This is a genomic window from Aeromonas piscicola (assembly GCF_000820005.1).
GTDB lineage: Bacteria > Pseudomonadota > Gammaproteobacteria > Enterobacterales > Aeromonadaceae > Aeromonas > Aeromonas piscicola.
Window position 1 is genome coordinate 45806 of the sequence record NZ_CDBL01000078.1, and the last position, 26755, is coordinate 72560.

Below are 26755 nucleotides of genomic sequence, written 5' to 3' on the forward strand. Positions count from 1 at the left end.
TCGCCAACCGGGGCTGGCGGTCAGTTGAGGGGTTTGCCCTTGAGCAGCTTGCGCACCCAGTAGCGCGCCGGATGGAGCGCCTCCAGCAGATCGGCAGATAGCGGTAGCGGATCGCCACAGATCTCGCTGGCGAGCAGCTCACCGCACAGCGGCGCCGAGCAGAGGCCCCGTGAGCCGAGCGCCCCCAGCACATAAAGGCCGGGATGTCGCGGTAGTGGTGCTGCGTTTTGCTGATCACGCTGAAGCTGGGCGTAGTGATCCGCCAGGCTTGCCAATCTGGCGATTGGTCCCACCACCGGCAGGTGATCCCGACTGGCGCAGCGCACACCTACCCGCGCCTCATTGCCACTCACATCCACCTCGCTTGGCCAGATCTGATCCGGCAGGCAGGCTTGCAACCGCGCCTGATTCTGGGCCTGCTCCTCGGCACGAAACTCAAGGCTGCTCTGGTTACGGCCATAACTGGCGCCGATGCAGTGCTGGTGGTTGTGCGCGGGCGTGAGGTAGCCGTCGTAGCAGAGCACGGTCTTGAGCCGGCTCAGGGGGGCTGTGGTCGGCACATGACTCACCTGGCCGCGCACCGGATAGAGCGGCAGCTCGGCAAAGGGCAGCAGAGCAGGCAGCTGGTGACCGGCAGCCACCACCAGCGTGGGAGCCTGCCACTGACGGCCGGTGTCGCTCTCCACCCGCCAGCCATCCGTTAGCTCATCGATCGCCGTGATGGGGGTATCATATTCCACCTGCAGCAGGCCGCTGGCCTGCGCCTCCTGGATGGCCGCGCGGGTGAGATCGGCCGGACAGAGCCAGCCCCCCAGCGGATAACTGACGCCGCCATGGCCGCTGGGCAGGCCCGCGATCTGCTCGGTCTCTGTGGCCGAAAGGGAGTGCATCAGCTCGGGGGGGAAGGGACCCTGACTCATCTTGGTGAGCTTGGCGCGGGATTTGTCGTCATAGCCCAGCTGCACCACACCGCACAGATCGAAGGCGATGGGGTGGTGCTCGGCCAGGGCCAGCAGCCGCTGGCGCGCATAGCCAAAGGCCAGCGAATAGAAGCGTGACAGCGCATCGTGCTCGCCATTGAGCAAGGGATAGAGTGCCCCCTGCCGGTTGCCGGAGGCACCGGTGGCGGGCTCGCGGCCTTCGCACAGGAGCGTCACCTTGCGGCCCCGCTCCACCAGCGAGAGCGCAGTCATGGCCGAGGCGATGCCGCCGCCTATGATCAGCACCTCGCCGTCCCGCCCTGCTGGCCGGGCATACCAGGGAGCTATGGTCTGCACCGGTTGCTTGTCGGTGCGATCCCCTATCAACATCTCCCGCTTTCTGCCGTGGCCCTTGACCTTCTTCATGGCAAAACCTGCGGCAATCAGTCCCCGGCGCACGAAGCCGGCGCAGGTAAAGGTGGCAATAGAGGCGTCGGGGCGGGCGAGACGGGCCAGGCCATCGAACAAGTCTTGCGTCCACATCTCGGGGTTCTTGGCGGGGGAGAAGCCATCCAGATACCAGGCATCCACCAGCCCGTCCTCGTGATGAGGGACTTGCGGCAACATATCCTTGATGTCGCCAAACCAGAGATCGAGTCGGATGCGGCCGTTGGCAAACTGCAGGCGATGGCAGCCCTGGATCGGCAGCGGCCACTGGGCGATGAGATCCTGGCTCAAGGGGGCAAGCTCGGGCCAGGCCGCCAGCGCCTTGCTCAGATCGCGCTGGGTGAGGGGGTATTTCTCGAAGCTGATGAAGTGCAGCCGGGCGCCGTTGCCGGTTTGGGGCGCCTGTTCCAGGAAGGCGGCCATTGTCGCCAGAAAGTTAAGGCCTGTGCCAAAACCTGTTTCACCTATCACGAAACTGTCACTATCGTGGTGCGAAAATCGCGCTGGCAACCGATTTTGCTGCAAAAAGACGTAGCGGGTTTCACTTAGACCGTTATCATTGGAAAAGTACACATCCCCGAAGTCACTGGAGACTGGAGTTCCCGCTTCATTCCAGTCCAATCGGGCATGATGTAAGGATGTTTGACTCACGTTTTCCTCTGCTCGCGTCATAAGAACGCGGGCATTCTACGTGAAAGCAGACCAGTTTGGCAGCCGAAAGCGGGTAGACTTGGCGCCAGTTTTTCCAGACGAGATGAATTAATGAGAAGAGCAGTGATCACCGGTATCGGCGTCATCTCCAGTATCGGCAACAACAAGGAAGAAGTGCTGGCCTCCCTGAAAGCAGGTAAATCCGGCATCACCTATTCCGAGCAGTTCGAGCAGCACAACCTGCGCAGCCGTGTCTGGGGTAACATCAAACTCGAGCCGTCTGAACTGATCGACCGTAAAGTCATGCGTTTCATGGGTGACGCTGCGGCCTATGCCTATCTCTCCATGCAGCAGGCCATCGAGGATGCCGGTCTGCAGGAAGATCAGGTCTCCAACGAGCGTACCGGCCTGGTGGTCGGTTCCGGTGGTGCCTCCGGCAAGAACACTTCCGAATCCTGCGATATTGCTCGTGAGAAAGGCGTCAAGCGGGTAGGTCCTTACATGGTGCCGCGCACCATGTCTTCCACCACCTCTGCTTGCCTGGCCACTCCGTTCAAGATCAAGGGTGTGAACTACTCCATCAGCTCCGCCTGCGCCACCTCAGCTCACTGCATCGGTCACGCCATGGAACTGATCCAGCTGGGCAAGCAGGATGTGGTCTTCGCCGGCGGCGGTGAAGAGCTGGACTGGTCCTCCACCATACAGTTCGACGCCATGGGCGCCCTGTCCACCAAGTACAACGACACCCCGGAAAAAGCGTCCCGTACCTATGACGCCGACCGCGATGGTTTCGTCATCTCTGGTGGCGGCGGCATCCTGGTGGTCGAGGAGCTGGAACATGCCCTGGCCCGTGGTGCTCACATCTATGCCGAGCTGACCGGTTACGGTGCCACCTCCGATGGCTACGACATGGTAGCTCCGAGCGGTGAAGGCGCCGTGCGTTGCATGAAGATGGCGATGCAGGGTGTTGGCAAGGTGGATTACATCAACACCCACGGCACCTCTACCCCGGTCGGTGACACCAAGGAGCTGGAAGCCATCCAGACCCTGTTTGGCACCAAGGGTCCCAAGATCTCCGCCACCAAGGCGATGACAGGCCATGCGCTGGGCGCTGCCGGCGTACACGAGGCCGTCTACTCCCTGCTGATGATGGAGCATGGCTTTATCGCCCCCAGCATCAACATCGAGACCCTGGACGAGAAGGCCGAGGGGCTGCCCATCGTACGCGAGTACGAAGCGGCCGATCTCAATACCGTCATGTCCAACAGCTTCGGCTTTGGCGGTACCAACGCATCCCTAGTATTCAGCAAGTTCAAGGCTTGATGAGTCGATGATGTGAAAAAAGGCGCCGCAAGGCGCCTTTTTTATTGGCAATCGGGCGACCCTCAGGCGAGGTCGGTCAAGGGCAGCCGCATATAGACGGCGCCCTCACCGTACTCGTCCAATGATTTTGGGGTCTTGGCGGGCACAAAGCCCTGCTTGCGCCAGAAGGCCGGTGCATCCTGCACCGCCACCAGTCCGGCATGCTCGTAACCTTCCTCGCTGGCGAAGGCGAGGGCGGTTTCCAGCAGCCGCTGGCCGATGCCCTTGCCGCGCGCCTGCGCTGACACGGCCAGATCGTGCAGATAGAACTCATCGTTCCCCGCCAGCGTCTGCATGGGTACCGAGAGGGAGGGTGGCTGATGGGCGCGCCAGGGATGGCAGAGCAGGTAACCCAGTACCTTGCCCTGATATTCGGCCACCCAACAGCAGTCGGGAGCCAGTTCGGCCTTGTTGCTCATGACCTCGAGGGGTTCAGGATCCAGCTGATGATAACACTCATCCTGAATGGCCATGATGGTAGGCCAGTCATTGGCCCGGGTAGTGCGGATCTGGATCATAGTCATGGGGCATCGCTGCCTGGGTACGCTGATTAAATAATGTGTGCGTCAGCCAGCGTATCAGAATGCGGCCATGAACTGAACAATCATTTCCAAACGATGCCCATTATGGCGGGCGTCTTAACGAGCGGCCTGCTTGCTGACCAGCTTGATCAGGCGATAACGCAGGGAAGGGGCATCCGCCGGCACGTCGCTGAGTTGCTCCTTGCTGACGGTCAGCTGGTACTGGTAGCCAGGTTCAAACTGAAAGCCTTCTATCTGCTGATAAAACAGGCTCCAGGCCTGCTGCTCGTCGCTGCGAACCTGCATGCACTGCATGGGGCCGACACCGACGCAATCGACCAGCTGGCTGTTGATGTAGAGGGTTTCCCCCTGTGACGGGGTCGGTGTGCTCTGACAGGCGGTGAGCAGCAGGGCGGCGCTGATGAACAATGGTCTCATGATGGACTCCTTCTGATCGAAAGGGGGCATTAGAGCGGCAAATAAAAAGGCGGTCAATGACCGCCTTGGTAACAAATCATGTCGACTCAGTGCATCAACGCTGATCGAGCGGGGTGAATTCCCGTTGGGCCAGGCCGGTGTAGAGCTGACGCGGACGACCGATCTTCTGATCCGGGTCCGAGTGCATCTCGTTCCAGTGGGCAATCCAGCCGATGGTGCGGGAGATGGCGAAGATCACGGTGAACATGGACATGGGGATGCCGATGGCTTTCATGATGATGCCGGAGTAGAAGTCCACGTTCGGGTAGAGCTTCTTCTCGATGAAGTAGGGGTCCGACAGCGCGATGCGCTCGAGCTCCATGGCCACGTCCAGCAGCGGATCCTTGATCTGCAGCTCGGTCAGTACCTCGTGACAGGTTTCGCGCATCACGGTGGCACGGGGGTCGTGGTTCTTGTAGACCCGGTGGCCAAAGCCCATCAGACGGAACGGATCGTTCTTGTCCTTGGCGCGGCCGATGAACTCGGGGATGCGTTCCACAGAGCCTATCTCTTCGAGCATCTTGAGGCAGGCTTCGTTGGCACCGCCATGAGCCGGTCCCCACAGGGAGGCGATCCCGGCGGCAATACAGGCAAACGGGTTGGCACCGGAGGAGCCGGCCAGACGCACTGTGGAGGTGGAGGCGTTCTGCTCGTGATCCGCATGCAGGGTGAAGATGCGGTCCATGGCGCGTTCTACTATGGGGTTGACCTTGTACTCTTCGGTCGGCACGCCAAACATCATGTGCAGGAAGTTGCCGGCATAGGAGAGCGCGTTGCGCGGCTGCATGAACGGCTGACCGATGGAGTACTTGTAGCACATGGCGGCCAGGGTCGGCATCTTGGAGAGCAGACGGAAGGCACAGATCTCGCGGTGCTCTTCGTTGTTGATGTCAAGCGCATCGTGATAGAAGGCGGACAGCGCACTGACCACGCCACACATGATTGCCATGGGGTGGGAGTCACGACGGAAGCCGCGGAAGAAGAAGGCGATCTGCTCGTGCACCATAGTATGGCGGGTGACCAGACGTTCGAACTCGGTGTACTGCGCCTTGGTGGGCGCCTCGCCGTACAGCAGTATGTAGCAGACTTCGAGGTAGCTGGCCTGGGTGGCCAACTGGGCGATGGGGTAACCACGGTGCAGCAAGACACCCTGATCGCCATCGATATAGGTAATGGATGATTTACAAGCACCGGTGGCCATAAAACCGGGGTCAAAGGTGAAGTACCCTTGCGCGCCCAATTTTCTGACGTCGATCACGTCGGGTCCGACAGTCCCTGACAGGATCGGTAGTTCTACCGGGTCTTTACCGGGCAGATGTAGGGTGGCTATCTTATCAGCCATAGCACGTCTCCTTTGCTCTTTTATAATTTGATTCCAGCTCTACTTTATTACGAGTTTGATGACGCTGGCAAAGGTTCTGACCCGTACCAGGGCGGCTGGAGCGCCTTATTTGAAACAGAGTTCAGGGGCGCTGTCAATTTTTCTGGATGATCATTAATGAGTTGTTAAATGAGTTGTGAGATCTGGTTTACGGTTTTGGGTTTTCTTTGTAGCTAATTGATTGTCATTGGTTAAGCCCGCCGATATACTGCGCCTCGTGGGTGATGGCTGTCGGTGTTTGAAACGCTTGCGCAAAGTCGGATGCGATATTGAAAATGTTGTTTTTGGCTTTTTTGAGTTGTTTTGGTAACAAAAACCTAACAAACGCCACTCCGTGCCCTCATAAGCGTGTAAAAACAATAACTAACGTGCTCAATGGAGCTGAGTGGGCAAAGCCGTGAAAAATAAACAGAGACCTGTAAACCTCGACCTACAGACGATCAGCTTTCCTGTCACCGCCATCGCTTCCATCTTGCATCGTGTCTCAGGGGTGATCACCTTTGTGGCGCTCTCTATCTTGCTGTGGATGCTTGGTACTTCACTCGCCTCTCCCGAAGGATTTGAAACCGTGGTGTCCATCATGGACAACTTCCTGGTCAAATTCGTGTTGTGGGGGATCCTGACTGCGCTGGCTTACCACATTGTGGGCGGTCTGCGTCATCTGGTCATGGACATGGGCTATTGGGAAGAGCTGGAATCCGGTAATCAGAGTGCCCGTGTGGCCTTCGTGATCACCGCGGTTTTGGCGGTATTGGCGGGAGTACTGGTATGGTAACCAATTCTGCAACATTCGGGCGCAGCGGTGTTCATGATTACATCCTGATCCGCGCCACCGCCCTCATCATGACGGCTTACGTCCTCTATCTGGTTGGCTTTGTCGCGTTCAACGACATCAGCTACGAGGTGTGGACCGGCTTTTTCGCCAAAACCTTCACCAAAGTATTCACCCTGTTGGCGTTGCTGTGCGTACTGATCCACGCCTGGATCGGTCTGTGGCAGGTGCTGACCGACTATATCAAGCCGGTGGGGCTGCGCGGTGCGCTGCAATTTGCCCTGGTAGTGGTGCTGTTTGTCTATCTGATGACCGGCTTCGTTGTGCTGTGGGGGGTGTAAGGTGACTATTCCAACTCGTGAATTTGATGCGGTCGTGATCGGTGCCGGTGGTGCCGGCATGCGCGCCGCGCTGCAGATTGCCCAGTCCGGCAAGAGCTGCGCTCTGTTATCCAAGGTTTTCCCGACCCGTTCTCACACGGTTTCTGCCCAGGGCGGGATCACGGTTGCGCTGGGCAATGCCCACGACGACAACTGGCAATGGCACATGTATGACACCGTCAAGGGCTCCGATTATATCGGTGACCAGGAAGCGATCGAATACATGTGCAAGACTGGCCCCGAGGCCGTCTATGAGCTGGAGAACATGGGCTTGCCCTTCTCCCGCTTCGACAATGGCTCCGTTTACCAGCGTCCGTTTGGCGGCCAGTCCAAGAATTTTGGTGGCGAGCAGGCTGCTCGTACCGCAGCCGCAGCGGACCGTACCGGTCACGCTTTGCTGCACACCCTCTATCAGCAGAACGTCAAGAACAAGACCACTGTCTTCTCCGAGTGGTATGCACTGGATCTGGTGAAAAACCAGGACGGCCACATCGTTGGCTGCACCGCTATCGACATGGAGAGCGGCGAAGTCGTTTACTTCAAGGCCAAGGCTACAGTGCTTGCCACTGGCGGCGCCGGTCGTATCTATCAGTCCACCACCAACGCCCACATCAACACGGGTGACGGCGTCGGCATGGCGCTGCGCGCCGGCGTCGGCGTGCAGGACATGGAGTTCTGGCAATTCCACCCGACCGGCATCGCCGGGGCAGGGGTGCTGGTAACTGAAGGCTGCCGTGGTGAAGGCGGTTATCTGCTCAACAAAGACGGCGAACGCTTCATGGAGCGTTATGCGCCGAACGCCAAGGATCTGGCCGGTCGCGACGTGGTGGCCCGTTCCATCATGATCGAGATTCGCGAAGGCCGTGGCTGTGACGGTCCCTGGGGCCCACACATCAAGCTCAAGCTGGATCACCTCGGCAAAGAGGTGCTCGAATCCCGTCTGCCAGGCATCTGCGAGCTCTCTCGCACCTTCGCCCACGTGGATCCGGTCAAGGAACCCATCCCTATCATACCTACCTGTCACTATATGATGGGCGGCGTGCCGACCAACGTGAATGGCCAGTGTCTGGCACAGGATAAAGATGGCAACGACGTCCCCGTGGTCGGTCTGTTCGCGGTGGGCGAGATTGCCTGCGTCTCGGTACACGGTGCCAACCGTCTGGGCGGCAACTCATTGCTGGATCTGATCGTGTTTGGTCGCGCTGCCGGCATGCACCTGGTCAACACCCTGGGCGAGATGGAACACGGTCGCGAGGCGTCCGAGTCTGATCTGGCCGCCGCGCTGGCCCGTTTCAATCGCTGGGAAAACAACCGTGACGGGGAAGACCCGGTCCAGATCCGCAAGGATCTGCAGACCTGCATGCAGAACAACTTCTCCGTGTTCCGTGAAGGTGACGCCATGGCCGAAGGGCTGGCCGAGCTGAAACGCATCCGCGAGCGGCTCAAAAATGCTCGTCTGGACGACACTTCCAAGGAGTTCAACACCCAGCGCATCGAGTGCCTGGAGTTGGACAACCTGATGGAGACGGCGTTTGCCACTGCGGTGGCGGCCAACTTCCGTACCGAGAGTCGGGGTGCCCACAGTCGCTTCGATTTCCCGGATCGCGACGATGAGGGCTGGCTCTGCCATAGCCTCTATCATCCGGACACAGAGTCCATGACTCGTCGCGCTGTCAACATGTCTCCGAAAACCCGTGAGGCATTCCCACCCAAGGTCCGGACTTACTGACCGATGGCGGAGACAAGCACAATGAAGAGCAGACAGTCGGCTTATTGCAGCATGTGCCGGTCTGTGAAGAGGTGGGAGGCATTCCCATCTCTCTTCTCCACGGTGCGGACTTAACGATTGCGGAGCCAAACAACATGAACGTCACATTCTCTGTCTACAGATACAATCCGGATGTTGATAACGTCCCCTATATGAAGGAATATCGTCTTGATATTCCTGAAGGTTCCGACATGATGGTGCTCGATGCACTGATCCAGCTGAAAGAGCTGGATCCCACGCTCGCCTTCCGCCGCTCTTGCCGCGAAGGGGTCTGTGGATCAGACGGTCTCAACATGAATGGCAAGAACGGTCTTGCCTGCATCACCCCGCTCTCCGATCTGCTGAAGAAGGGCAATAGCGTCATTATCCGCCCCTTGCCCGGCCTGCCGGTGATCCGCGATCTGGTGATCGACATGACCCAGTTCTACACCCAGTGGGAGAAGGTCAAACCCTTCCTCATCAACGATGAGAAATTGCCGCCCGTGCGTGAGCACCTGCAATCCCCCGAAGAGCGCGCCAAGCTGGATGGCCTGTACGAGTGTATTCTCTGTGCCTGCTGCTCCACCTCTTGCCCCTCCTTCTGGTGGAACCCGGACAAGTTCATCGGCCCGGCCGGTCTGCTCGCAGCCTACCGCTGGTTGGCTGACAGCCGCGACACCGCCGCCACCGAACGACTGGGTAACCTGGATGACGCCTTCAGCGTGTTCCGTTGCCACGGCATCATGAACTGCGTGAACGTCTGTCCCAAGGGCTTGAACCCGACCAAGGCCATCGGTCAGATCAAGTCGATGCTGCTCAATCGGGCTGTTTAGTATCAGGGCCAGGGCGTCACGCGCCAGGCCCGACCTCTGGATAGCCATCCGACCCTGTGGCTGGATGGCTATTTAAACCCTACAAGCTGCGCTGCAGTGAACAAGATGTACAAGGGATAGAAATGCATAACGGCGTGATGAAGGCCTGGTTGGAGTCATCTCACCTGGCTGGTGCGAATGCAAGCTATATTGAGGATTTGTACGAATCCTTCCTGGAAGACCCCGAATCCGTAGCCGACGAATGGCGCAGCCTGTTTGAACAGCTGCCCCAGGTCAATGGTCATGCGGTTGAACAACCCCACTCCCGAGTCCGCGATTATTTCCGTCGTCTGGCCAAGGATCCCTCCCGTTACAGCGCCCCCGTCTCCGATCCGCAAGTGGATGCGAAACAGGTGCGCGTGCTGCAACTGATCAACGCCTTCCGCTTCCGTGGTCACCAGAATGCCAATCTGGATCCCCTTGGACTCTGGACCCGTGAAACCGTTGCCGAACTGGATCCTGCCTTCCACAACCTGCAGGGCGCCGACATGGAGGCCACCTTCAATGTGGGCTCCTACGCCATCGGTCGCGAGACCATGGTGCTCTCCGATCTCTACGCCTCGCTCAAGAAAACTTACTGCAGCAGCGTAGGTGCCGACTACATGCACCTCACCTCCACCGAGGAGAAGCGCTGGCTGCAGGACAGACTCGAATCCATCGAGGCCAAGGGCAGCTACAGCATTGAGGAGAAGACCCGTATCCTCGAGAGCCTGACCGCCGCCGAAGGGCTGGAAAAATACCTGGGCGCCAAGTTCCCCGGTGCCAAGCGCTTCTCGCTGGAAGGGGGCGATGCCATGGTGCCCATGCTCAAGGAGCTGATCCGTCGCGCCGGTGAGCAGGGCTGCAAGGAGGCCGTCATCGGCATGGCCCACCGTGGTCGCCTCAACGTACTGATCAACGTGCTCGGCAAACGGGCACAGGAGCTGTTCGACGAGTTTGCCGGCAAGCATGGCGAGTCCTGGGGCACAGGGGATGTGAAGTACCACATGGGCTTCTCCTCCGATTTTGCGACCCCGGGCGGCAACGTGCACCTGGCGCTCGCCTTCAACCCATCTCACCTCGAAATCGTCAACCCCGTGGTCATCGGCTCGGTCCGTGCCCGTATGGACAGACGTGGCGACAAGGATGGCTCCAGCGTCCTGCCCATCACCATTCACGGTGATTCAGCCATCGCCGGTCAGGGTGTGGTGGCCGAGACCTTCAACATGTCCCAGACCCGTGCCTATGGCGTGGGCGGGACTGTGCGCATCGTCATCAACAACCAGGTGGGTTTCACCACCTCCAACATGCGTGACGTGCGCTCCACCGAATATTGCACCGACATCGCCAAAGCGGTGCAGGCCCCCGTGCTGCACGTCAACGGTGATGATCCGGAAGCCGTGGTGCTGGTGACCCAGATTGCACTGGATTACCGCAACACCTTCAAACGCGACGTGGTGATCGAGCTGGTCTGCTACCGTCGTCACGGTCACAACGAGGCGGACGAGCCGAGCGCAACCCAGCCCTTGATGTACCAGAAGATCAAACAGCATCCGACCCCGCGCAAGATCTACGCCGATCAGCTGGTTGCGGAAGGCTGCATCAGCCAGGAGCTGGCCACGACCCAGGTCAATGACTATCGCGATGCCCTGGACAAGGGGGAGCGGGTGGTCAAGGAGTGGCGGCCGATGGAGCTGCACTCCGTCGACTGGACCCCGTACCTGGGCCACGACTGGGCCATGCACTATGACGCCAGCCTGGCGCTTGATGAGCTCAAGTCACTGGGTGAGCGGGTCAGTCAGTATCCGGCTGCCCATGTATTGCAACGCCAGGTCGAGAAGATTTACGAAGACAGGCGCACCATGGCCGCCGGTGACAAGCTGGTGGACTGGGGTTTTGCCGAGACCCTGGCCTACGCCACGCTGGTGGACAAGGGCTCGCGCATCCGCATCACGGGGCAGGACTCCGGCCGTGGCACCTTCTTCCACCGTCACGCCGTGCTGCACAACCAGAACGATGCCAGCACCTATACCCCGCTGTGCAACATTCACGACGAGCAGGGCCCGTTCGAAGTCTTCGACTCCGTCCTGTCTGAAGAGGCGGTACTGGCATTTGAATACGGTTATGCCAGCGCCGAGCCGGCCGGCCTCACCATCTGGGAAGCCCAGTTTGGTGACTTCGCCAACGGCGCCCAGGTAGTGATCGACCAGTTCCTCTCCTCCGGCGAGCAGAAGTGGGGCCGGATGTGCGGTCTGACCATGCTGTTGCCGCACGGTTACGAGGGTCAGGGCCCGGAGCACTCCTCCGCCCGTCTGGAGCGTTATCTGCAGATGTGCGCCGAGCACAACATGCAGGTGTGCGTGCCCTCCAACCCGGCTCAGGTCTACCACATGCTGCGTCGCCAGGTGATCCGCCCGATGCGCCGCCCGCTCATCGTGATGTCGCCCAAATCCCTGCTGCGCCACCCGATGGCAGTGAGCAAGCTCGAAGATCTGGCGCAAGGCACCTTCCAGAACGCCATTGGCGAGATAGATGCGCTGGATCCCAAAGGGGTCAAGCGGGTGGTGTTCTGCTCCGGCAAGGTCTACTACGACCTGCTCGATGCCCGTCGCAAGGCCGAGCAGCACGATGTGGCCTTGGTGCGGATCGAGCAGCTCTACCCCTTCCCGGAAGCGGAAGTGCGCGCCATCCTCGCCGACTACGCCCACGTCACCGATTTTGTCTGGTGTCAGGAAGAGCCGCAGAACCAGGGCGCCTGGTACTGCACTCGTCACCACTACGATGGTGTGCTGCCAAGCGGTGCTCGTCTGCGTTATGCCGGTCGTCCGGCCTCGGCCTCACCCGCCGTCGGTTACATGTCGGTCCACACCAAGCAGCAGAAAGCCCTGGTGGAAGACGCCCTTACTCTGGCCTAAGCCCTGAACAAGAAGTAACAAGGAACTGATTACATGACTATCGAGATCAAGGTACCGGACCTGCCGGAATCAGTGGCGGATGCCACCATCGCTACCTGGCACAAGAAACCGGGTGATCTGGTTGCCCGTGACGAAGTACTGGTTGACATCGAAACCGATAAAGTCGTGCTGGAAGTCCCCGCGCCGGAAGCTGGCGTCCTCGGCGACATCCTGCAAGCGGAAGGGGCTACCGTGTTGTCCCGCCAGCTGATCGCCATGCTCAAGCCGGCTCCCGTGGCCGGTGAAGAGACCAAGGAGAAGCCGGTGGAAGCGGTTGCCGATGACGGCGCCGATGGCCTGAGCCCCTCGGTACGCCGCCTGGTGGCTGAACACAGCATCGACGTGACCAAGCTGACCGGCACCGGCAAGGGTGGTCGCATCAGCAAGGAAGATGTGGAAGCCTTCATCAAGGGTGGCAACAAGCCTGCCGCTGCACCGGTTGCTGCTGCCCCTGTGGCCGCGGTAGCGCCGCTGGTCGGTCGCACCGAGAAGCGTGTGCCCATGACCCGTCTGCGCAAGCGCATCGCCGAGCGTCTGCTGGAAGCCAAAAACACCACCGCCATGCTGACCACCTTCAACGAGATCAACATGGCGCCCATCATGAAGCTGCGCAAGCAGTACGGCGAGATCTTCGAGAAGAAGCACGGCATCAAGCTCGGCTTCATGTCCTTCTACGTGAAGGCGGTAGTGGAGTCCTTGAAGCGCTACCCGGAAGTGAACGCGGCGCTGGACGGTGACGACATCGTCTACCACAACTACTTCGACGTCAGCATTGCCGTCTCCACCCCGCGCGGGCTGGTGACACCTGTGCTGCGCGATTGCGACAACATGAGCCTGGCGGACATCGAGAAGGCCATCAAGGATCTGGCGGGCAAGGGCCGCGACGGCAAGCTGACCGTGGATGAACTGACCGGCGGCAACTTCACCATCACCAACGGTGGTGTGTTTGGCTCCCTGATGTCCACCCCCATCATCAACCCGCCGCAAAGCGCCATCCTGGGGATGCACAAGATCCAGGACAGACCCATGGCGGTCGATGGCAAGGTCGAGATCCTGCCGATGATGTACCTGGCCCTCTCTTATGATCACCGCATTGTCGACGGTCGCGAGTCGGTGGGCTTCCTGGTCTCCATCAAGGAGCTGCTGGAAGACCCGACCCGTCTGTTGCTGGATGTCTAGGCAATCAGCAGCATTCTGAGCGAATTAGAAAGATAACGAGGGGCCGCCCAGGCCCCCATTCACAGGGGATTGAGAAACACGAGCCCCGGACGGAAATACCTACAACACGGATAGAGCATCTATGAATCTGCATGAATATCAGGCAAAAAAGCTGTTTGCCGAGTATGGCCTGCCGGTCTCCGAAGGTTATGCCTGTGCTACCCCGCAGGAAGCGGCTGAAGCGGCCGACAAGATTGGCGGCAATACCTGGGTCGTCAAGTGCCAGGTCCACGCCGGTGGCCGCGGTAAAGCGGGCGGCGTCAAGCTGGCCAAGAGCAAGGACGAGATCCGCGCCTTCGCCCAGAACTGGCTCGGCAAGAACCTGGTGACCTATCAGACTGACGCCAACGGTCAGCCGGTCACCAAGATACTGGTGGAATCCTGCACCGACATCGCCAAGGAGCTCTATCTGGGCGCCGTGGTCGATCGTGGCAGCCGTCGCGTGGTCTTCATGGCCTCTACCGAAGGTGGCGTGGAGATTGAGAAAGTCGCCCACGAAACCCCGGAACTCATTCACAAGGCCGCCATCGATCCGCTGGTGGGCCCGCAGGCCTATCAGGCGCGCGAGCTGGCCTTCAAGCTGGGTCTGGTCGGCGATCAGATCAAGCAATTCACCAAGATCTTCATGGGTCTGGGCCAGATGTTCCTGGATTGCGACTTCGCGCTGCTGGAAATCAACCCGCTGGTGATCACCGCCCAGGGCAACCTGCATTGCCTCGACGGCAAGATCAACATCGACGCCAACGCCCTCTATCGTCAGCCCAAGCTGCGCGAGATGCACGACCCGTCCCAGGATGACCCCCGCGAAGCGCATGCCGCCCAGTGGGAGCTGAACTATGTGGCGCTCGATGGCAACATCGGCTGCATGGTCAACGGCGCCGGTCTGGCCATGGGCACCATGGATATCGTCAACTTGCACGGCGGCTCACCGGCCAACTTCCTGGACGTCGGCGGCGGCGCCACCAAGGAGCGTGTGACCGAAGCCTTCAAGATCATCCTCTCCGACACCAAGGTGCAGGCCGTGCTGGTCAACATCTTCGGCGGCATAGTGCGCTGCGACATGATCGCGGAAGGCATTATCGGCGCGGTCAAGGAAGTGGGGGTCAAGGTGCCCGTGGTAGTGCGTCTGGAAGGCAACAATGCCGAATTGGGTGCCCGTAAACTGGCCGACAGCGGCCTCAATATCATCGCCGCAACGAGTCTGACTGACGCAGCTCAGCAAGTGGTTAAAGCAGCGGAGGCCAAATAATGAGCGTTCTGATCAACAAAGACACCAAGGTGATCTGCCAGGGCTTTACCGGCGGTCAGGGTACCTTCCACTCCGAACAGGCGATTGCCTACGGTACCCAGATGGTCGGCGGCGTGTCGCCAGGCAAGGGTGGCACCACCCACCTGGGCCTGCCGGTGTTCAACACCGTCCGTGATGCCGTTGAAACCACGGGTGCCACCGCCTCCGTCATCTATGTGCCAGCGCCGTTCTGCAAGGACGCTATCCTGGAAGCCATCGATGCCGGCATCAAGCTCATCGTTACCATCACCGAAGGCATCCCGACCCTGGACATGCTGCAGGTCAAGGTGAAGCTGCAGGAAACCGGCGTGCGCATGATAGGCCCGAACTGCCCGGGCGTCATCACCCCGGGTGAGTGCAAGATCGGCATCATGCCGGGCCACATCCACAAGCCGGGCAAGGTGGGCATCGTCTCCCGCTCCGGCACCCTGACCTACGAAGCGGTCAAACAGACCACGGACGAGGGCTTCGGCCAGTCCACCTGCGTCGGCATCGGTGGTGACCCCATCCCGGGTTCCAACTTTATCGACATTCTGGAGATGTTCCAGAACGATCCCAAGACCGAAGCCATCGTGATGATCGGCGAGATCGGCGGCAGCGCCGAGGAAGAGGCGGCGGCCTACATCAAGGCCCACGTCACCAAGCCGGTGGTCTCCTATATCGCGGGCGTCACAGCCCCGGCCGGCAAGCGCATGGGTCATGCGGGCGCCATCATCGCCGGTGGCAAGGGCACTGCGGCAGAGAAATTTGCCGCCCTGGAAGATGCCGGCGTGAAAACCGTGCGCTCCCTTGCCGATATTGGCAAAGCACTGCGTGAAGTAACCGGCTGGTAAGTTAGCCCGTTATCTCTGATAAAAAATGCCGCCTTAGGGCGGCATTTTTTATGGCTGATAAACGTTAGACTTCACTTCGAACCAACCTACATTATTTTCTGCTTTGTAGGTTGTGGCTGAGCCTGCGAAGCCCAACGCTTACCGCAGACCGCCGCCCACCTTGAAAAATCGGGCCATAAGGCGTATAACCACGCGCTTTACTGGTCTATTTAGCGAGCCCCTTCCATGCAGCAAGTCGAGAAAATGCAGCCAACTCCTTTTTGGCAGGAAAAGACCCTGCAGCAGATGACGGATGCCGAGTGGGAGTCTCTGTGCGATGGCTGCGGCAAGTGTTGCCTGAACAAGCTAATTGACGAGGACACCGACGAACTGGTGTTCACCAATGTGGCCTGCGATCTGCTCAACACCAAGACCTGCCAGTGCTCTGATTACGGCAACCGCTTCCAGAAAGAGCCCGATTGCCTGCAGATCACGGTCGACAAGATTGCCGAGTATGACTGGCTGCCCTCGACCTGTGCCTACCGGTTGCTGGCCGAGGGGCAGACCTTGCCCGAATGGCATCCGCTGATCACCGGCAGCCGCAGCGCCATGCACCAGGCCGGCCAGTCGGTGCGTGGCAAGGTGATACACGAGGCCCATGCCGGCGAGTGGATCGATCACATCATCACCTGGGCGAGCTAAATACTGGCGATTTTAATCTGAGCCAGTGAAACCCCGCGGTCAGAACGTGCCGCGCGGGTAACCGAAGGGGCAGGGGAGTCACACTCTCCTGCCCCTTCTGCATGTTGGCGTGCCGGGCGGCCCCTATTTGTCGGCCTTGCCCGCCGCATCCGCCAGCCGGGCCAGCCGCTTGTCATACCAGGGCACAGGGCGACCTTCGTCTTCCGCCCGCTCCTTGCGGCGGATGGCATTGCGCACCGCCATGGCCCCCAGCCAGCGAAACGGCTCGGGCGGAAAATAGCCGCGCGGGCCGCTCACCAGGGCACATTCACGCCACGGCTTGTCTGTTTCCCGCACCTCATCTCTCACCAGGGCCGCCAGTATCTGGCCGCCCATCCAGCTCTGCGCCACCCCGTTGCCGGAATAGCCAAGGCCATAGACGATATTGGTCTGCCCTCGCCAGTGGCCGAAGAAGGGGAGACCATCCACCGAACGGTCGGAGGCGCCGCACCAGCTGGCGGCGATGGGCACCTCTTTGAGCGCCGGAAAGAAGCGGCGCAGGGTGCGGGTGAGGGGGGAAAGATAACGGCTGGGGGCATCGAACTCGGCCAGATGGCGGTTGGCAAAGGCGAAGGTGTTGCCCCCTTTGCCCAGCATCAGCCGCCCTTGCGGGGTCGAGCGATAGTAATGGACGAAGGTGCGGCCATCCACCACGCTGCGGCCGTGCGCAAGCTGCTGGGCGGCCAGTGCATCCGGCGCGGGGTCGGTTATCACCATGTCGGAGGAGACCAGCACTATGCTGCGGCGAAACTCGCGAAAGTGCTGCACCATGGCGCTGTTGAGGGCCAGCACCACCTTGCGGGCACGCACCTCGCCATGCGGCGTTTGCACCCGTGCAGGCTGGCCTGCGTCGAGGCGCAGCATGGGGGAGTGCTCATAGACCTCGACCCCCAGCTCCCGCGCCACCCGCAGCAGGCCGCGCACCAGCAGTGCCGGTTGCACCGAGCCCGCGTGGGGGCTGTAGAGCCCCTCCAGATGAACGTGGGAGCCGCTCTGGCTTGCCAGTTCATCCTCTTCAATCGCCTGCCACTGGTTAAGATCGGCTCGCTTTAGCGCCTGTAAGACCGGCTCCATCAGGCCGCGCTGGGCCTCGCTGGTGGCGGTGTAGCAAGTGCCCTCGACCCTCAGCTCCGCCTCTATCTGGTGCACTTCGCAGAAGAGGGCGATCTCGTGCACCGCCTGCTCGGAGCCTTGCACCAGCCAGGCGGCCTGCTGCTCGCCAAAGAGGCGCTTCAGGGTCAAGTACTTGGCCGACCAGGTGAGCAGACAACCACCGTTGCGCCCCGAGGCGCCGCTGCCGCAGCGATCTTTTTCCAGCACCAGGATACGCAGGTGTGGCTCGGCCTGTTTAAGGGCGATGGCGCTCCAGAGCCCGGTAAAGCCGCCACCGACGATGCAGACATCGACCTCGTGATTGCCTTGAAGGGGCTCGGGGGGCGCAGGCTGTTCGGCGGCGAGCGCCTCGGCCAGCCAGAAGGGGAGAGTGGACATCATGACTCCTCGATAAGGTTATTGGTGGCGCCAGCGCTGGGTGCGATCCAGCAGGGCGCGGCTCAAAAAGAGCTGGAGCAGCTTGACGGTGGCGGCGGCCAGCAGGATCAGGGTGGCCATGGCGGCAGCTGCGGCGGTATCGCCGGAATCCTCCATGTTCAGCACGGCGATGGAGGCGAGCACGCTGTCGCTCGAGTAGAGGAAGATCACCGCCGAGGTGGTGGTCATGGCGTTGACGAACAGATAGATGAAGATCTCCAGCAGTGCGGGCAGGGAGGCGGGCAGGGTGACCCGCCAGAACGCCTTCCAGAGCGGAATGCGCAATGAGATGGCCACCAGCTCCAGCTCCCTGGGCAATTGTTTGAGGCTGGTCAGTGCCGTCATATGGCCCACGGTGTAGTAGTGGATGACGCAGGAGAGCACCATCAGCGGCAGAGTGCCGTAGAGGCTGCCAAACAGCGGATTGCCGTTGAAAAAGAAGATGTAGCCGAGCCCCAGCACAATGCCGGGCACCGCCAGCGACAGCATGGCAAAGAGGTGCAGCAACTGGCGAAGCCATGCGAAGTGGCACCCCTTCTCCTGTGCCCAGGCCAGCACCATCACCAGCACGGTGCCGATAAGCGCGGTATAGAGGCCAAGTTGCAAGGTGTTGGTAAAGGGCTGCCAGCCGTAGACGCTGTTGCTGTCAAAGGCGTAGTGATCGAGCGTCAGCCCAAGGTTGTAGGGCCAGAACTGCACCAGCGAGCCGTATACCGCCATGCCCACCAGCGCCAGAAACAGCAGGGCCCAGAGGGTACACCAGCCGAGCGCCAGCAGATCCCGCAGCCGATGGGGCTTTGGCTGATAGGGCACCGCCTTGGTGCTGCTCTGCTCCTGCATCTTGCTGCGCACCCTGTGCTCTAGGGCAAAGCTCAAGAGCGCCGGCAGCAGCAGGGTGACGCTGGCAACGGCGCCGAGGGAGAAGTTCTGCATCCCGATCACCTGCCGGTAGATGTCGGTGGCCAGCACGCTGTACTGGCCGCCAATCACCTTGGCGACCCCGAAGTCGCAGATGGTGAGGGTGAACACGGCGATGGCGGCGCTGAGCAATCCGTAGCGGGCGGTGGGCAGGGTGACGGTGGCAAAGGTGCGCCAGCCGCTGCTGCCCAGCACCCGTGAGGCTTCATAGAGGCGGGCGTCGCTCTGGCCGAGCGCCGTGATGAGGATCATCAGGGCGTGGGGAAAGCACCAGAAGCCCAGACCAATGACGATGCCGATGGGGCCGTAGATGCTCTCGCCGCCGAGCAGCCCCTTGGCGATCCCCTGATTGCCAAACCAGTAGACCAGACTGATGGCGGGCAGCAGGGAGGGCATCAAGAGCGGAATAAGGCCAATGAGGCGAAACAGGCTCTTGCCCGGCATGCAGGTACGGGTGAGGGCATAGGCGTAGCCAAAGGCGATGGTCACTACCAGCGCGGTGATCAGCACCCCGAGCCAGAGGGTGTTGCCAATGGTGCGCCCCAGATGAGGGGAGTCGAAGTAGGCGCTGAAGTTGGCAAGGCCCACCCAGAGGCCGTTCTCATCCTGCAGGCTCTTTTGCAGCATGGTGAGCAGTGGCATCAGCAGGCCGCCAGTGAGCAGGGCGATGCCTAGCAGAAGCAGCAGGAGCTGCAGCAGTTGATCCCGGCTCCAGCCAGGGCAAAGCCGCTGCCAGCGGGAGTCTTGCCGGACTGTCGCTGGCGGCAGCAGGGAGGAGGTCGCAAGGGGGGCTGTCATGGGCGCTCTCCTTCAAACAGTTGCATCGCCCCGGCTGACCAGTGCAGCGAGCAGCGCATGCCGCTGCGCCAGCCACCCTGTTCGTGGCGGAGCAGCTCATGGGTCGGACGCTCCACCAGAATTTGCTGCGGGCCCAGATAGGTGTCGGCGGTGCAGATAAGCCGTTGGGCGGCGCCTAGAAACTCCACCTGATCGATCTGTGCTTCAACGCCATGTTGACCAAGATAAGGCTCGCTCGGCGCACCCAGCGTGATCGCCTCGGGGCGGATCGCCACCTGCAATTTGCTGCCGGCCGCGGCCCGGTTGGCGAGCTGAAGAGGCTGTTGGTTGAGGCGCACCTGAGTGGGGCTCAGCACCAGGGTGTCGAGGAAGTTCATGCTGCCGACAAAGCTTGCCACGAAGCGGCTCGCAGGCTGGTGGTAGATCTCCTGCGGGGTGCCCACCTGCACTATGTTGCCGCTCTCCATCACGACTATGCGATCGGCCATGGTCAGGGCCTCTTCCTGATCGTGGGTCACCATGATGGTGGTGATGCCAAGGCGCTGCTGCAGGGCGCGGATCTCGCTGCGAAGGTGGGTGCGCACCAGCGCATCCAGCGCGCTCAGCGGTTCGTCCAGCAGCAACAGGCCGGGGGAGAGGGCGAGCGCCCGGGCCAGCGCCACCCGCTGCTGCTGACCGCCGGAGATCTGGCTCGGGTATTTGTGGGACTGGGCAGTGAGATCCACCAGTCCCAGCCAGTGATCGACCCGCTCCTTGATGAGATCCCGCGCCAATCCCTGATTCTCAAGGCCGAAGGCGATGTTCTGGGCCACCGTCAGGTTGGGGAAGAGGGCGTAAGACTGAAACACGATGCCAAAATCGCGCTCTTGAGGCGGCAGGCGAGAGATATTGCGCCCCCCTTGCCAGATCTCGCCGCTGTCTGGCAGATCCAGACCGGCGATGGCTCTGAGCAAGGTGGTCTTGCCGCAGCCGGAGGGGCCGAGAAAGCAGATAAACTCCCCCGGCTCAATGGTCAGAGAGATCCCCTTGAGGGCCTGAAAAGCACCGAACTGCTTGTTGAGATGTTGAATGTCCAGATAGGGCTGGGTCATGGTTCGACTCGCTACTGATTTGGTATATACCAGTTTGCGGGTGAAGTGTGACGGTCAGGTGATCTGGGGATGACAGCTTGATGACAGTCAGATGACGGCGGGTCGTCAGCAGGTGGCTTGGTCGAGTTCAGACAGGTGGCGTGCCACCCATCAAGGGCGAAACAAACGTTGGGATGAAACCAAAAAGCGAAGGCCAACACCTGTTGGCCTTCGACAAGGGGTTTATGAGTGGCGGTGCGTCTGGCGTGAACAAGCCGCTGCCGTTCACGCTTACTGTTTGGCTTCCGACTTGCCGTCGAAGCTGGCGCTCCACTGGGCCAGGATGGCGTTGCGCTCGCGGGCAGCCCAGCCAAAGTCGTTGTCGATCATCTGGCTCTTGATATCTGCCGGATAGCCCGCTCTCGGTTGGGCAACCCCGGGGATGGCGACTACCGCGAACGACTTGTTGTAGAGGGCGTTGGCCTGTTCGGTGGCGGCAAAGTCGAGCAGCTGTTTGGCCGCATCCAGCTTGGGGGTGCCCTTGATGATGGCGGCAGCTTCCATATCCCAGCCCGAACCCTCTTTCGGGAACACCACCTCGATGGGGGCACCCTTGGCCTTGAGGCTGGTGGCCGGGAAGTCGAAGGATATACCGATCACCGTTTCGCCGCTGGCGGCCAGCTTGCAGGGGGCGGAGCCCGAGTGGGTGTAACGGTCGATGTTTTGGTGCAGGCCGTTCATAAATTGCCAGCCCTGCTTCTCGCCCATGGTCTGCAGCCAGCCAGCGACGCTCAGGTAACCGGTGCCGGAAGAGCTGGGGTTGGGCATGATCACCTTGCCCTTGTAGATGGGCTTGGTGAGGTCGGCCCAGCTGGTTGGCGCCGGGATCCCCTGTTTCTCAGCCTCTACCTTGTTGAAGCAGATGGCGCTGAAGAAGGCGTCCAGACCGATCCAGTGCGGCTCGGCCTTGCTGTCGCGAAAGCGGCTGTCGAGCTTATCCAGCCCTTTCGGTGCATAGGCATTGAGCATCTGCTGCTGATCGAGCTGCATCAGGCTGGTGGCGGCCAGTCCCCACACCACATCCGCTTTGGGCTGGGCTTTTTCCGCCAGCAAGCGGGCGGTGACCACGCCGGTGGAGTCACGCACCCACTTGATGTTGATATCCGGATGCTGGCGCTCGAACGCGGTTTTCAGCTCGCTGAGCTGCTCCGGTTCGAAGGCTGTATAGACGGTGAGATCGGTTGCGGCCAGTGCCGGGGCGGTCATGGCAGCCAGCACGGCGGCGGCCAGCAAATAGGTTCCCTGTTTCATCCTCTTCTCCAGTTAAATTGGCTTGGTATAAACCAGATTGGTCGAGAGAGAGGCTAGGGGATCTTTATGACGTTCAGGTGACGGCCCCGTGACGTTTTGCCGCACTCGATTGGCTGCTCTTAATTCTGGGTATCCACCTCGATCTCCAGGCTGTCGTGGCGCCAGTACTCCAGATCGAAGTCGAGCACCCGGCCGTGCTGATCGAAGTTGAGCCGCTCGAGGCGCAGGGCCGGCAGACCGGCGGTAGCCCCCAGCGTCTTGGCCACCTCGTCCGGCAGGGCGGTGGGGAAGAAGCGCACCTGCATGCGGGCGTAGTGAAGATCGTAATGGGCCTGGTAGATCTCGGTCAGGCTGCCATTGAGATCCAGCTCCAGCAGGCCCGGCACCCGCTCCGGCAGGCAGTGGTTCTCGCAGTAGCAGATGGCGCGGCCGTTGGCATAGCGCAGTCGCTTGAGCAGAAACAGGCTGTCGAACGGCTTGAGCTGCAGCTGCGCCATCAGCGCCGGGGGCACCGCCTGGCGGCTTTTTTCCAGCAGCTCGGTGCGCGGCTCGCCCCCTTGCTCCCGCACTATCTGGTGAAAGTTGGAGGTGCGTCTGGGGTTGAGGCGAAAGCGTGGTGGGGTGACGAACCAGCCGCGGCGATCCTCCCGATAGATAAGGCCATTGGCCTCCAGTTGCACCAGCGCCTCGCGGATGGTGACTCGTGTAGTGCCGTAGAGTTCCCCCAGCAACCGCTCGGAGGGGAGCTTGTCGTTGGGGGCCAGGCCCCCTGCCAGGATCTGGTTGGCGAGGGCATCCTTGATCTGCAGGTATTGGGGTTTGCTCATGAAAATCCTTGGCAGGGTAATGGTTTGGGCGCAGGGCTGGTCGCTAAGTGGCGGCATAAAAATGCATTGGTAGATACCAGTATTACCCCTGTTGTTCAGGCTTCCTAGATTATCGCGATCCCGGCGCTGAAAATGAATTTTTTGTTGCACGTGGCCCCACCCCTTTGACCTTGGTGGGGCAGTTACCCACAATGCGTTTATTCTGGTATATACCAAAAGGAGCGAAGTCATGACCCATATTCCTGCGGCCCCTGCCGCCGTCGATTACCTGCTGCTGACCCCGGGCCCCCTCTCGACCACCTCTACTGTGCGCGCCGCCATGCTGCAAGACAGCTGCACCTGGGATGCGGACTATAACCTCGGCGTGGTCGAGCCCATCCGCCGCGAGCTGGTGCGGCTGGCCACCGGCCCGGAGTATGAAAGCGACTACAGCGCCGTGCTGCTGCAGGGGAGCGGCAGCTATGTGGTGGAGAGCGTGCTGGGCTCGGCGATCGGCGCCGACGAGTGTCTGCTGATCATCAACAACGGTGCCTACGGTGCCCGCATGGGGGAGATGGCTCGCTGTCTCGGCCTGCGCCACCACGAGCTTGACTGCGGCGAGACCACCCGCCCGGAACCTGCCGCCATCGAAGCGATGCTGGCGCGTCACCCCGAGATCACCCACTTGGCCATGGTGCACTGCGAGACCACCACCGGCATGCTCAACCCGCTCGACGAGGTGGCCGCACTCTGCCAGCGCTGCGGCATTCGCCTGATCGTCGATGCCATGAGCAGCTTTGGCGGCATCCCCATCGACATGGGGCGCCTTGGCATCGAGTTTCTGATCAGCTCCGCCAACAAGTGCATTCAGGGGGTGCCGGGCTTTGGTTTCGTCATCGCCCGCCGCGCGGCGCTGACGGCCTGCGCCGGTCGCGCCCGCTCGGTCTCCCTCGACCTGCACGCCCAGTGGCAGACCATGGAGCAGCAGGGGGGAAAGTGGCGCTTTACCTCCCCAACCCATACCGTACTCGCCTTTGCCCAGGCCCTGCGCGAACTTGATGAAGAGGGGGGCATTGCCGCCCGCCATCAGCGCTACAGCGAAAATCAGCGCACCCTGGTGGATGGCATGGCGGCATTGGGCTTTGCACCGCTGCTGCCAGAGAAGTGGCAATCGCCCATCATCACCGCCTTCTACTCCCCGGCTCATCCAGACTACCGCTTCGCCGACTTCTACCAGCGGCTCAAGGCGCAAGGTTTTGTCATCTATCCGGGCAAGGTCTCCCAGGCCGATTGCTTCCGCATTGGCAATATCGGTGACGTGACCCCGGAGCGGGTGCGCGATCTGCTCGCGGCCATGGCCAGCGCCTGCTACTGGCAAGGGGACGCGCGATGACCTGCATGCTGGCTCAGGGGCGCGATCTGCGTAACGATAAGCTGCACGGCAGCGGCCGCGCCGACAGCGAAGGGGATATCAACCTCGGTGAGGGGCGGGCGCGCTGGTGGGCGGGCCAGAGCGACCTTGTGCAGGCGGGATTGGCGGAAGATAGCCGCTATTTTCTCCATCAGGCACTCTCCACCCCCTGTCTCGATCTGCTTGATAGCGCGCAGGGGAGCTGGCTGACCAGCGCATCGGGCGCGCGTTACCTCGATTTTCACGGCAACAGCGTCCATCAGCTGGGCCACGGTCACCCCAGGGTGGTGGCCGCGGTACAGCAGCAACTCGCCGATCTGCCGTTCGCACCCCGCCGCTACACCCATCAGGTCGCCATCGACTGCGCCCGCACTCTGGCCGAGCTGGCCCCCGGCGATCTCAATCGGGTGCTGTTCGCCCCCGGCGGCAGCGAGGTGGTGGGGATTGCCTTGAAGCTCGCCCGTTTCATCACCGGCAACAGCAAGGTGGTGTCCCTGTGGGATGCCTTTCACGGCGCCTCCCTCGATGCCATTTCGGTCGGCGGCGAGGCCTGCTTTCGCGCCGGTATGGGCCCGCTGATGGCCGGGGTGGAGCGTATTCCTCCGCCTACCCGCTATCGCGGCGTCTGGTATCGCGGGGAGGGGGATGATGTGCATTACGCCGATTATCTGGAGTACGTCATCGAGAAGGAGGGAGGAATAGGTGCCTTTATCGCCGAGCCGATCCGCAACACCGATGTTCAGGTGCCCTCAAAAGCCTACTGGCAACGGGTGCGGGAGATCTGTGATCGCCACAAGGTGCTGCTGATCGCCGACGAGATCCCCAACGCGCTGGGGCGCACCGGCCACTGGTTCAGCTTCGAGGAGTTTGGCATTGAGCCCGACATCATCTGTCTGGGCAAGGGGCTGGGGGGCGGGGTGGTGCCGTTTGCTGCACTGATCACCCGCGATCGTTTCAATCAGGCGGCGGCCATCTCGCTTGGTCACTACACCCACGAGAAGAGCCCCATTGGCTGCGCGGCGGCCCTCGCCACTATAGAGACAATCCGCGAAGCGGGATTGTTGGCAAAAGCGCAGGAGGATGGCCGCTTTATGGCGCGCGAGCTCGCGGCGATTGCCGAGCGTCACCCGCTGATCGGGCAGGTGCGCGGTATCGGTCTCTTGTGGGCGCTCGATCTGGTGGTCGATCACCAGAGTCGCACCCGCAATAGCCAGGCCGCCGAGCGGCTGCTCTACCGCTGTCTGGAACTGGGGCTCAGCTTCAAGGTCTCCCAGGGCAATGTCATCCAGCTCTCGCCCCCGCTCAACATCGCTCGCGCCGATCTGGTGCGCGCCATCACCATTCTCGATCGCGCCCTTGGCGAGATCGCACTTTCACCGAAACAGGAACCTCACCATGACTGACTTGCAGATCGCCATTCACCCGGCCACTAACGTAGAGGCGCTGATCCTCGACTGGGCTGGCACCGTCGTCGATTTCGGCTCCTTCGCCCCCACCTCTATCTTCGTCGAAGCCTTTGCCCGCGCCTATGACTTTGCTGTGACCCTGGATGAAGCACGCCAGCCAATGGGGCTGGGCAAGTGGGATCATATCGCCGCGCTGGGCCGTCTGCCATCGGTGGATGCGCGCTGGCAGGCTCGCTTCGGCCACCCCATGAGCCACGCCGAGGTGGACCACCTCTATCACACTTTTATGCCGCTGCAGATTGCTGCGGTGACCCGCTTCGCTGCACCCATCCCCGATGTGCTGCCGGTGCTGGATGAGCTGCAAGCGCAGGGGCTGCGCATCGGCTCCTGCTCCGGCTACCCCCGTCCGGTGATGGAGGCGCTGGTGCCAGCCGCGGCCGATCACGGCTATCGGCCGGATCACTGGGTCGCCACCGATGATCTCAAGGCCGGTGGTCGCCCCGGCCCCTGGATGGCGCTGGCCAACGTGATTGAGCTGGGAATAAGCGCCGTGCATCGCTGCATCAAGGTGGATGACGCCGTGCCGGGTATCAGCGAAGGGCTGAACGCCGGTATGTGGACGGTGGGGCTGTCGGTCTCCGGCAATGAGTTTGGCGCGACATGGCAGGAGTTCGCCGCCATGAGCGAGGTGGAGATCGCCGCCCGGCGCGCACCGGCCGAGGCCAAGTTGCGGGCGGCGGGGGCTCACTACGTGATCGACACCCTGGCCGACATAGCCCCCGTCATCGCCGATATCAACCGCCGTCTGGCGGCTGGCGAGCGGCCCTGAACAAGGTGGTATGAGGGAAGGGTGGGTTGGGTTGTCATCGGCCTTGCAAGCCGCTGAGCCCTGAAGAGCTGACATAAAAAAACCGGCGCCTGGGCGCCGGTTTTTGTTCACCGAGATTCTATTACAGAGAAGCGGTGAAGGTACGGGTGATGAC

Annotated in this window: 22 protein-coding genes; 13 read left to right on the forward strand and 9 right to left on the reverse strand. The window is 61.2% G+C overall.

All coding sequences use genetic code 11. The annotated features are described in order from the left end of the window. Window positions 1-20: 20 nt before the first annotated feature. Window positions 21-2039 (reverse strand): bifunctional tRNA (5-methylaminomethyl-2-thiouridine)(34)-methyltransferase MnmC2/FAD-dependent 5-carboxymethylaminomethyl-2-thiouridine(34) oxidoreductase MnmC1, encoded by a 2019-nt coding sequence (mnmC, locus tag BN1128_RS20575; RefSeq protein ID WP_209428593.1) that lies wholly within the window; start codon window positions 2037-2039, stop codon window positions 21-23. A 90-nt stretch (window positions 2040-2129) separates the two neighbouring features. Between mnmC and fabB the strand changes: the two genes are divergently transcribed. After that, entirely contained in the window at window positions 2130-3341 is a 1212-nt protein-coding gene (gene fabB / locus BN1128_RS20580) for a beta-ketoacyl-ACP synthase I (RefSeq protein WP_042872289.1), read from the forward strand. A gap of 62 nt (window positions 3342-3403) precedes the next feature. On the opposite strand, the gene BN1128_RS20585 is transcribed toward fabB, so the two are convergent. The 3 genes from BN1128_RS20585 to BN1128_RS20595 all read right to left on the reverse strand — a co-directional run bounded on the left by BN1128_RS20585 (window position 3404) and on the right by BN1128_RS20595 (window position 5720). Then, the gene (locus BN1128_RS20585) at window positions 3404-3898 is read right to left on the reverse strand and encodes a GNAT family N-acetyltransferase (RefSeq protein ID WP_042872291.1); all 495 of its coding nucleotides are present in this window, start codon (window positions 3896-3898) and stop codon (window positions 3404-3406) included. 120 nt (window positions 3899-4018) lie between these two features. Then, window positions 4019-4339, reverse strand: coding sequence for a DUF4377 domain-containing protein (locus BN1128_RS20590; RefSeq protein WP_042872293.1), 321 nt, complete (start codon window positions 4337-4339; stop codon window positions 4019-4021). A 94-nt stretch (window positions 4340-4433) separates the two neighbouring features. Continuing rightward, entirely contained in the window at window positions 4434-5720 is a 1287-nt protein-coding gene (locus tag BN1128_RS20595) for a citrate synthase (protein WP_042872295.1), read from the reverse strand. A 424-nt stretch (window positions 5721-6144) separates the two neighbouring features. Here BN1128_RS20595 and sdhC point away from each other — a divergent pair, with 424 nt between their 5' ends. The 9 genes from sdhC (at window position 6145) to BN1128_RS20640 (ending at window position 16483) form a co-directional block, all read left to right on the forward strand. Continuing rightward, window positions 6145-6534: a succinate dehydrogenase cytochrome b556 subunit gene (gene sdhC / locus BN1128_RS20600; RefSeq protein WP_011705795.1), complete on the forward strand. Its 390-nt coding sequence runs from the start codon at window positions 6145-6147 to the stop codon at window positions 6532-6534. Then, a complete protein-coding gene (gene sdhD / locus BN1128_RS20605; RefSeq protein WP_042872296.1) occupies window positions 6528-6872 on the forward strand; it encodes a succinate dehydrogenase, hydrophobic membrane anchor protein in 345 nt (114 codons plus the stop codon). The genes sdhC and sdhD overlap by 7 nt, the downstream gene beginning before the upstream one ends. 1 nt (window position 6873) lies before the next feature. Then, window positions 6874-8640 carry a succinate dehydrogenase flavoprotein subunit gene (gene sdhA / locus BN1128_RS20610; protein ID WP_042872299.1) on the forward strand — a complete coding sequence of 589 codons (1767 nt, stop codon included), beginning with the start codon at window positions 6874-6876 and terminating at the stop codon, window positions 8638-8640. Window positions 8641-8774: 134 nt separating this feature from the next. Then, a complete protein-coding gene (locus tag BN1128_RS20615; RefSeq protein WP_042872301.1) occupies window positions 8775-9491 on the forward strand; it encodes a succinate dehydrogenase iron-sulfur subunit in 717 nt (238 codons plus the stop codon). Between the two features lie 122 nt (window positions 9492-9613). Beyond that, entirely contained in the window at window positions 9614-12424 is a 2811-nt protein-coding gene (gene sucA / locus BN1128_RS20620) for a 2-oxoglutarate dehydrogenase E1 component (protein ID WP_042872303.1), read from the forward strand. Between the two features lie 33 nt (window positions 12425-12457). Beyond that, a complete protein-coding gene (odhB, locus tag BN1128_RS20625) occupies window positions 12458-13642 on the forward strand; it encodes a 2-oxoglutarate dehydrogenase complex dihydrolipoyllysine-residue succinyltransferase (RefSeq protein WP_042872305.1) in 1185 nt (394 codons plus the stop codon). A gap of 121 nt (window positions 13643-13763) precedes the next feature. Beyond that, window positions 13764-14930 (forward strand): ADP-forming succinate--CoA ligase subunit beta, encoded by a 1167-nt coding sequence (sucC, locus tag BN1128_RS20630; RefSeq protein WP_042872307.1) that lies wholly within the window; start codon window positions 13764-13766, stop codon window positions 14928-14930. Then, entirely contained in the window at window positions 14930-15802 is an 873-nt protein-coding gene (gene sucD, locus BN1128_RS20635; RefSeq protein ID WP_042872308.1) for a succinate--CoA ligase subunit alpha, read from the forward strand. Before sucC ends, sucD begins: the two co-directional genes overlap by 1 nt. Window positions 15803-16045: 243 nt before the next feature. Continuing rightward, entirely contained in the window at window positions 16046-16483 is a 438-nt protein-coding gene (locus BN1128_RS20640) for a YcgN family cysteine cluster protein (RefSeq protein ID WP_042872335.1), read from the forward strand. A gap of 123 nt (window positions 16484-16606) precedes the next feature. Here the strand turns inward: BN1128_RS20640 and BN1128_RS20645 are convergent, their stop codons facing one another. The 5 genes from BN1128_RS20645 to phnR all read right to left on the reverse strand — a co-directional run bounded on the left by BN1128_RS20645 (window position 16607) and on the right by phnR (window position 22976). Further along, window positions 16607-18013, reverse strand: coding sequence for an FAD-dependent oxidoreductase (locus BN1128_RS20645; RefSeq protein WP_042872310.1), 1407 nt, complete (start codon window positions 18011-18013; stop codon window positions 16607-16609). Between the two features lie 18 nt (window positions 18014-18031). Next, window positions 18032-19768 carry a putative 2-aminoethylphosphonate ABC transporter permease subunit gene (locus BN1128_RS20650; protein WP_042872312.1) on the reverse strand — a complete coding sequence of 579 codons (1737 nt, stop codon included), beginning with the start codon at window positions 19766-19768 and terminating at the stop codon, window positions 18032-18034. Continuing rightward, window positions 19765-20859: a putative 2-aminoethylphosphonate ABC transporter ATP-binding protein gene (locus tag BN1128_RS20655; RefSeq protein WP_042872315.1), complete on the reverse strand. Its 1095-nt coding sequence runs from the start codon at window positions 20857-20859 to the stop codon at window positions 19765-19767. Before BN1128_RS20655 ends, BN1128_RS20650 begins: the two co-directional genes overlap by 4 nt. A gap of 270 nt (window positions 20860-21129) precedes the next feature. Then, complete coding sequence (locus BN1128_RS20660) at window positions 21130-22149, reverse strand: putative 2-aminoethylphosphonate ABC transporter substrate-binding protein (protein ID WP_042872317.1); 1020 nt, start codon at window positions 22147-22149, stop codon at window positions 21130-21132. 119 nt (window positions 22150-22268) lie between these two features. Beyond that, a complete protein-coding gene (gene phnR / locus BN1128_RS20665) occupies window positions 22269-22976 on the reverse strand; it encodes a phosphonate utilization transcriptional regulator PhnR (protein WP_042872320.1) in 708 nt (235 codons plus the stop codon). A 229-nt stretch (window positions 22977-23205) separates the two neighbouring features. Here phnR and phnW point away from each other — a divergent pair, with 229 nt between their 5' ends. The 3 genes from phnW to phnX are packed head-to-tail and all read left to right on the forward strand — an operon-like array spanning window position 23206 to window position 26601. Then, window positions 23206-24348: a 2-aminoethylphosphonate--pyruvate transaminase gene (gene phnW, locus BN1128_RS20670; protein ID WP_042872322.1), complete on the forward strand. Its 1143-nt coding sequence runs from the start codon at window positions 23206-23208 to the stop codon at window positions 24346-24348. Then, window positions 24345-25769 carry an aspartate aminotransferase family protein gene (locus BN1128_RS20675; RefSeq protein ID WP_042872324.1) on the forward strand — a complete coding sequence of 475 codons (1425 nt, stop codon included), beginning with the start codon at window positions 24345-24347 and terminating at the stop codon, window positions 25767-25769. The genes phnW and BN1128_RS20675 overlap by 4 nt, the downstream gene beginning before the upstream one ends. Beyond that, window positions 25762-26601 carry a phosphonoacetaldehyde hydrolase gene (phnX, locus tag BN1128_RS20680; protein ID WP_042872326.1) on the forward strand — a complete coding sequence of 280 codons (840 nt, stop codon included), beginning with the start codon at window positions 25762-25764 and terminating at the stop codon, window positions 26599-26601. Before BN1128_RS20675 ends, phnX begins: the two co-directional genes overlap by 8 nt. The last annotated feature ends 154 nt before the right edge of the window (window positions 26602-26755 follow it).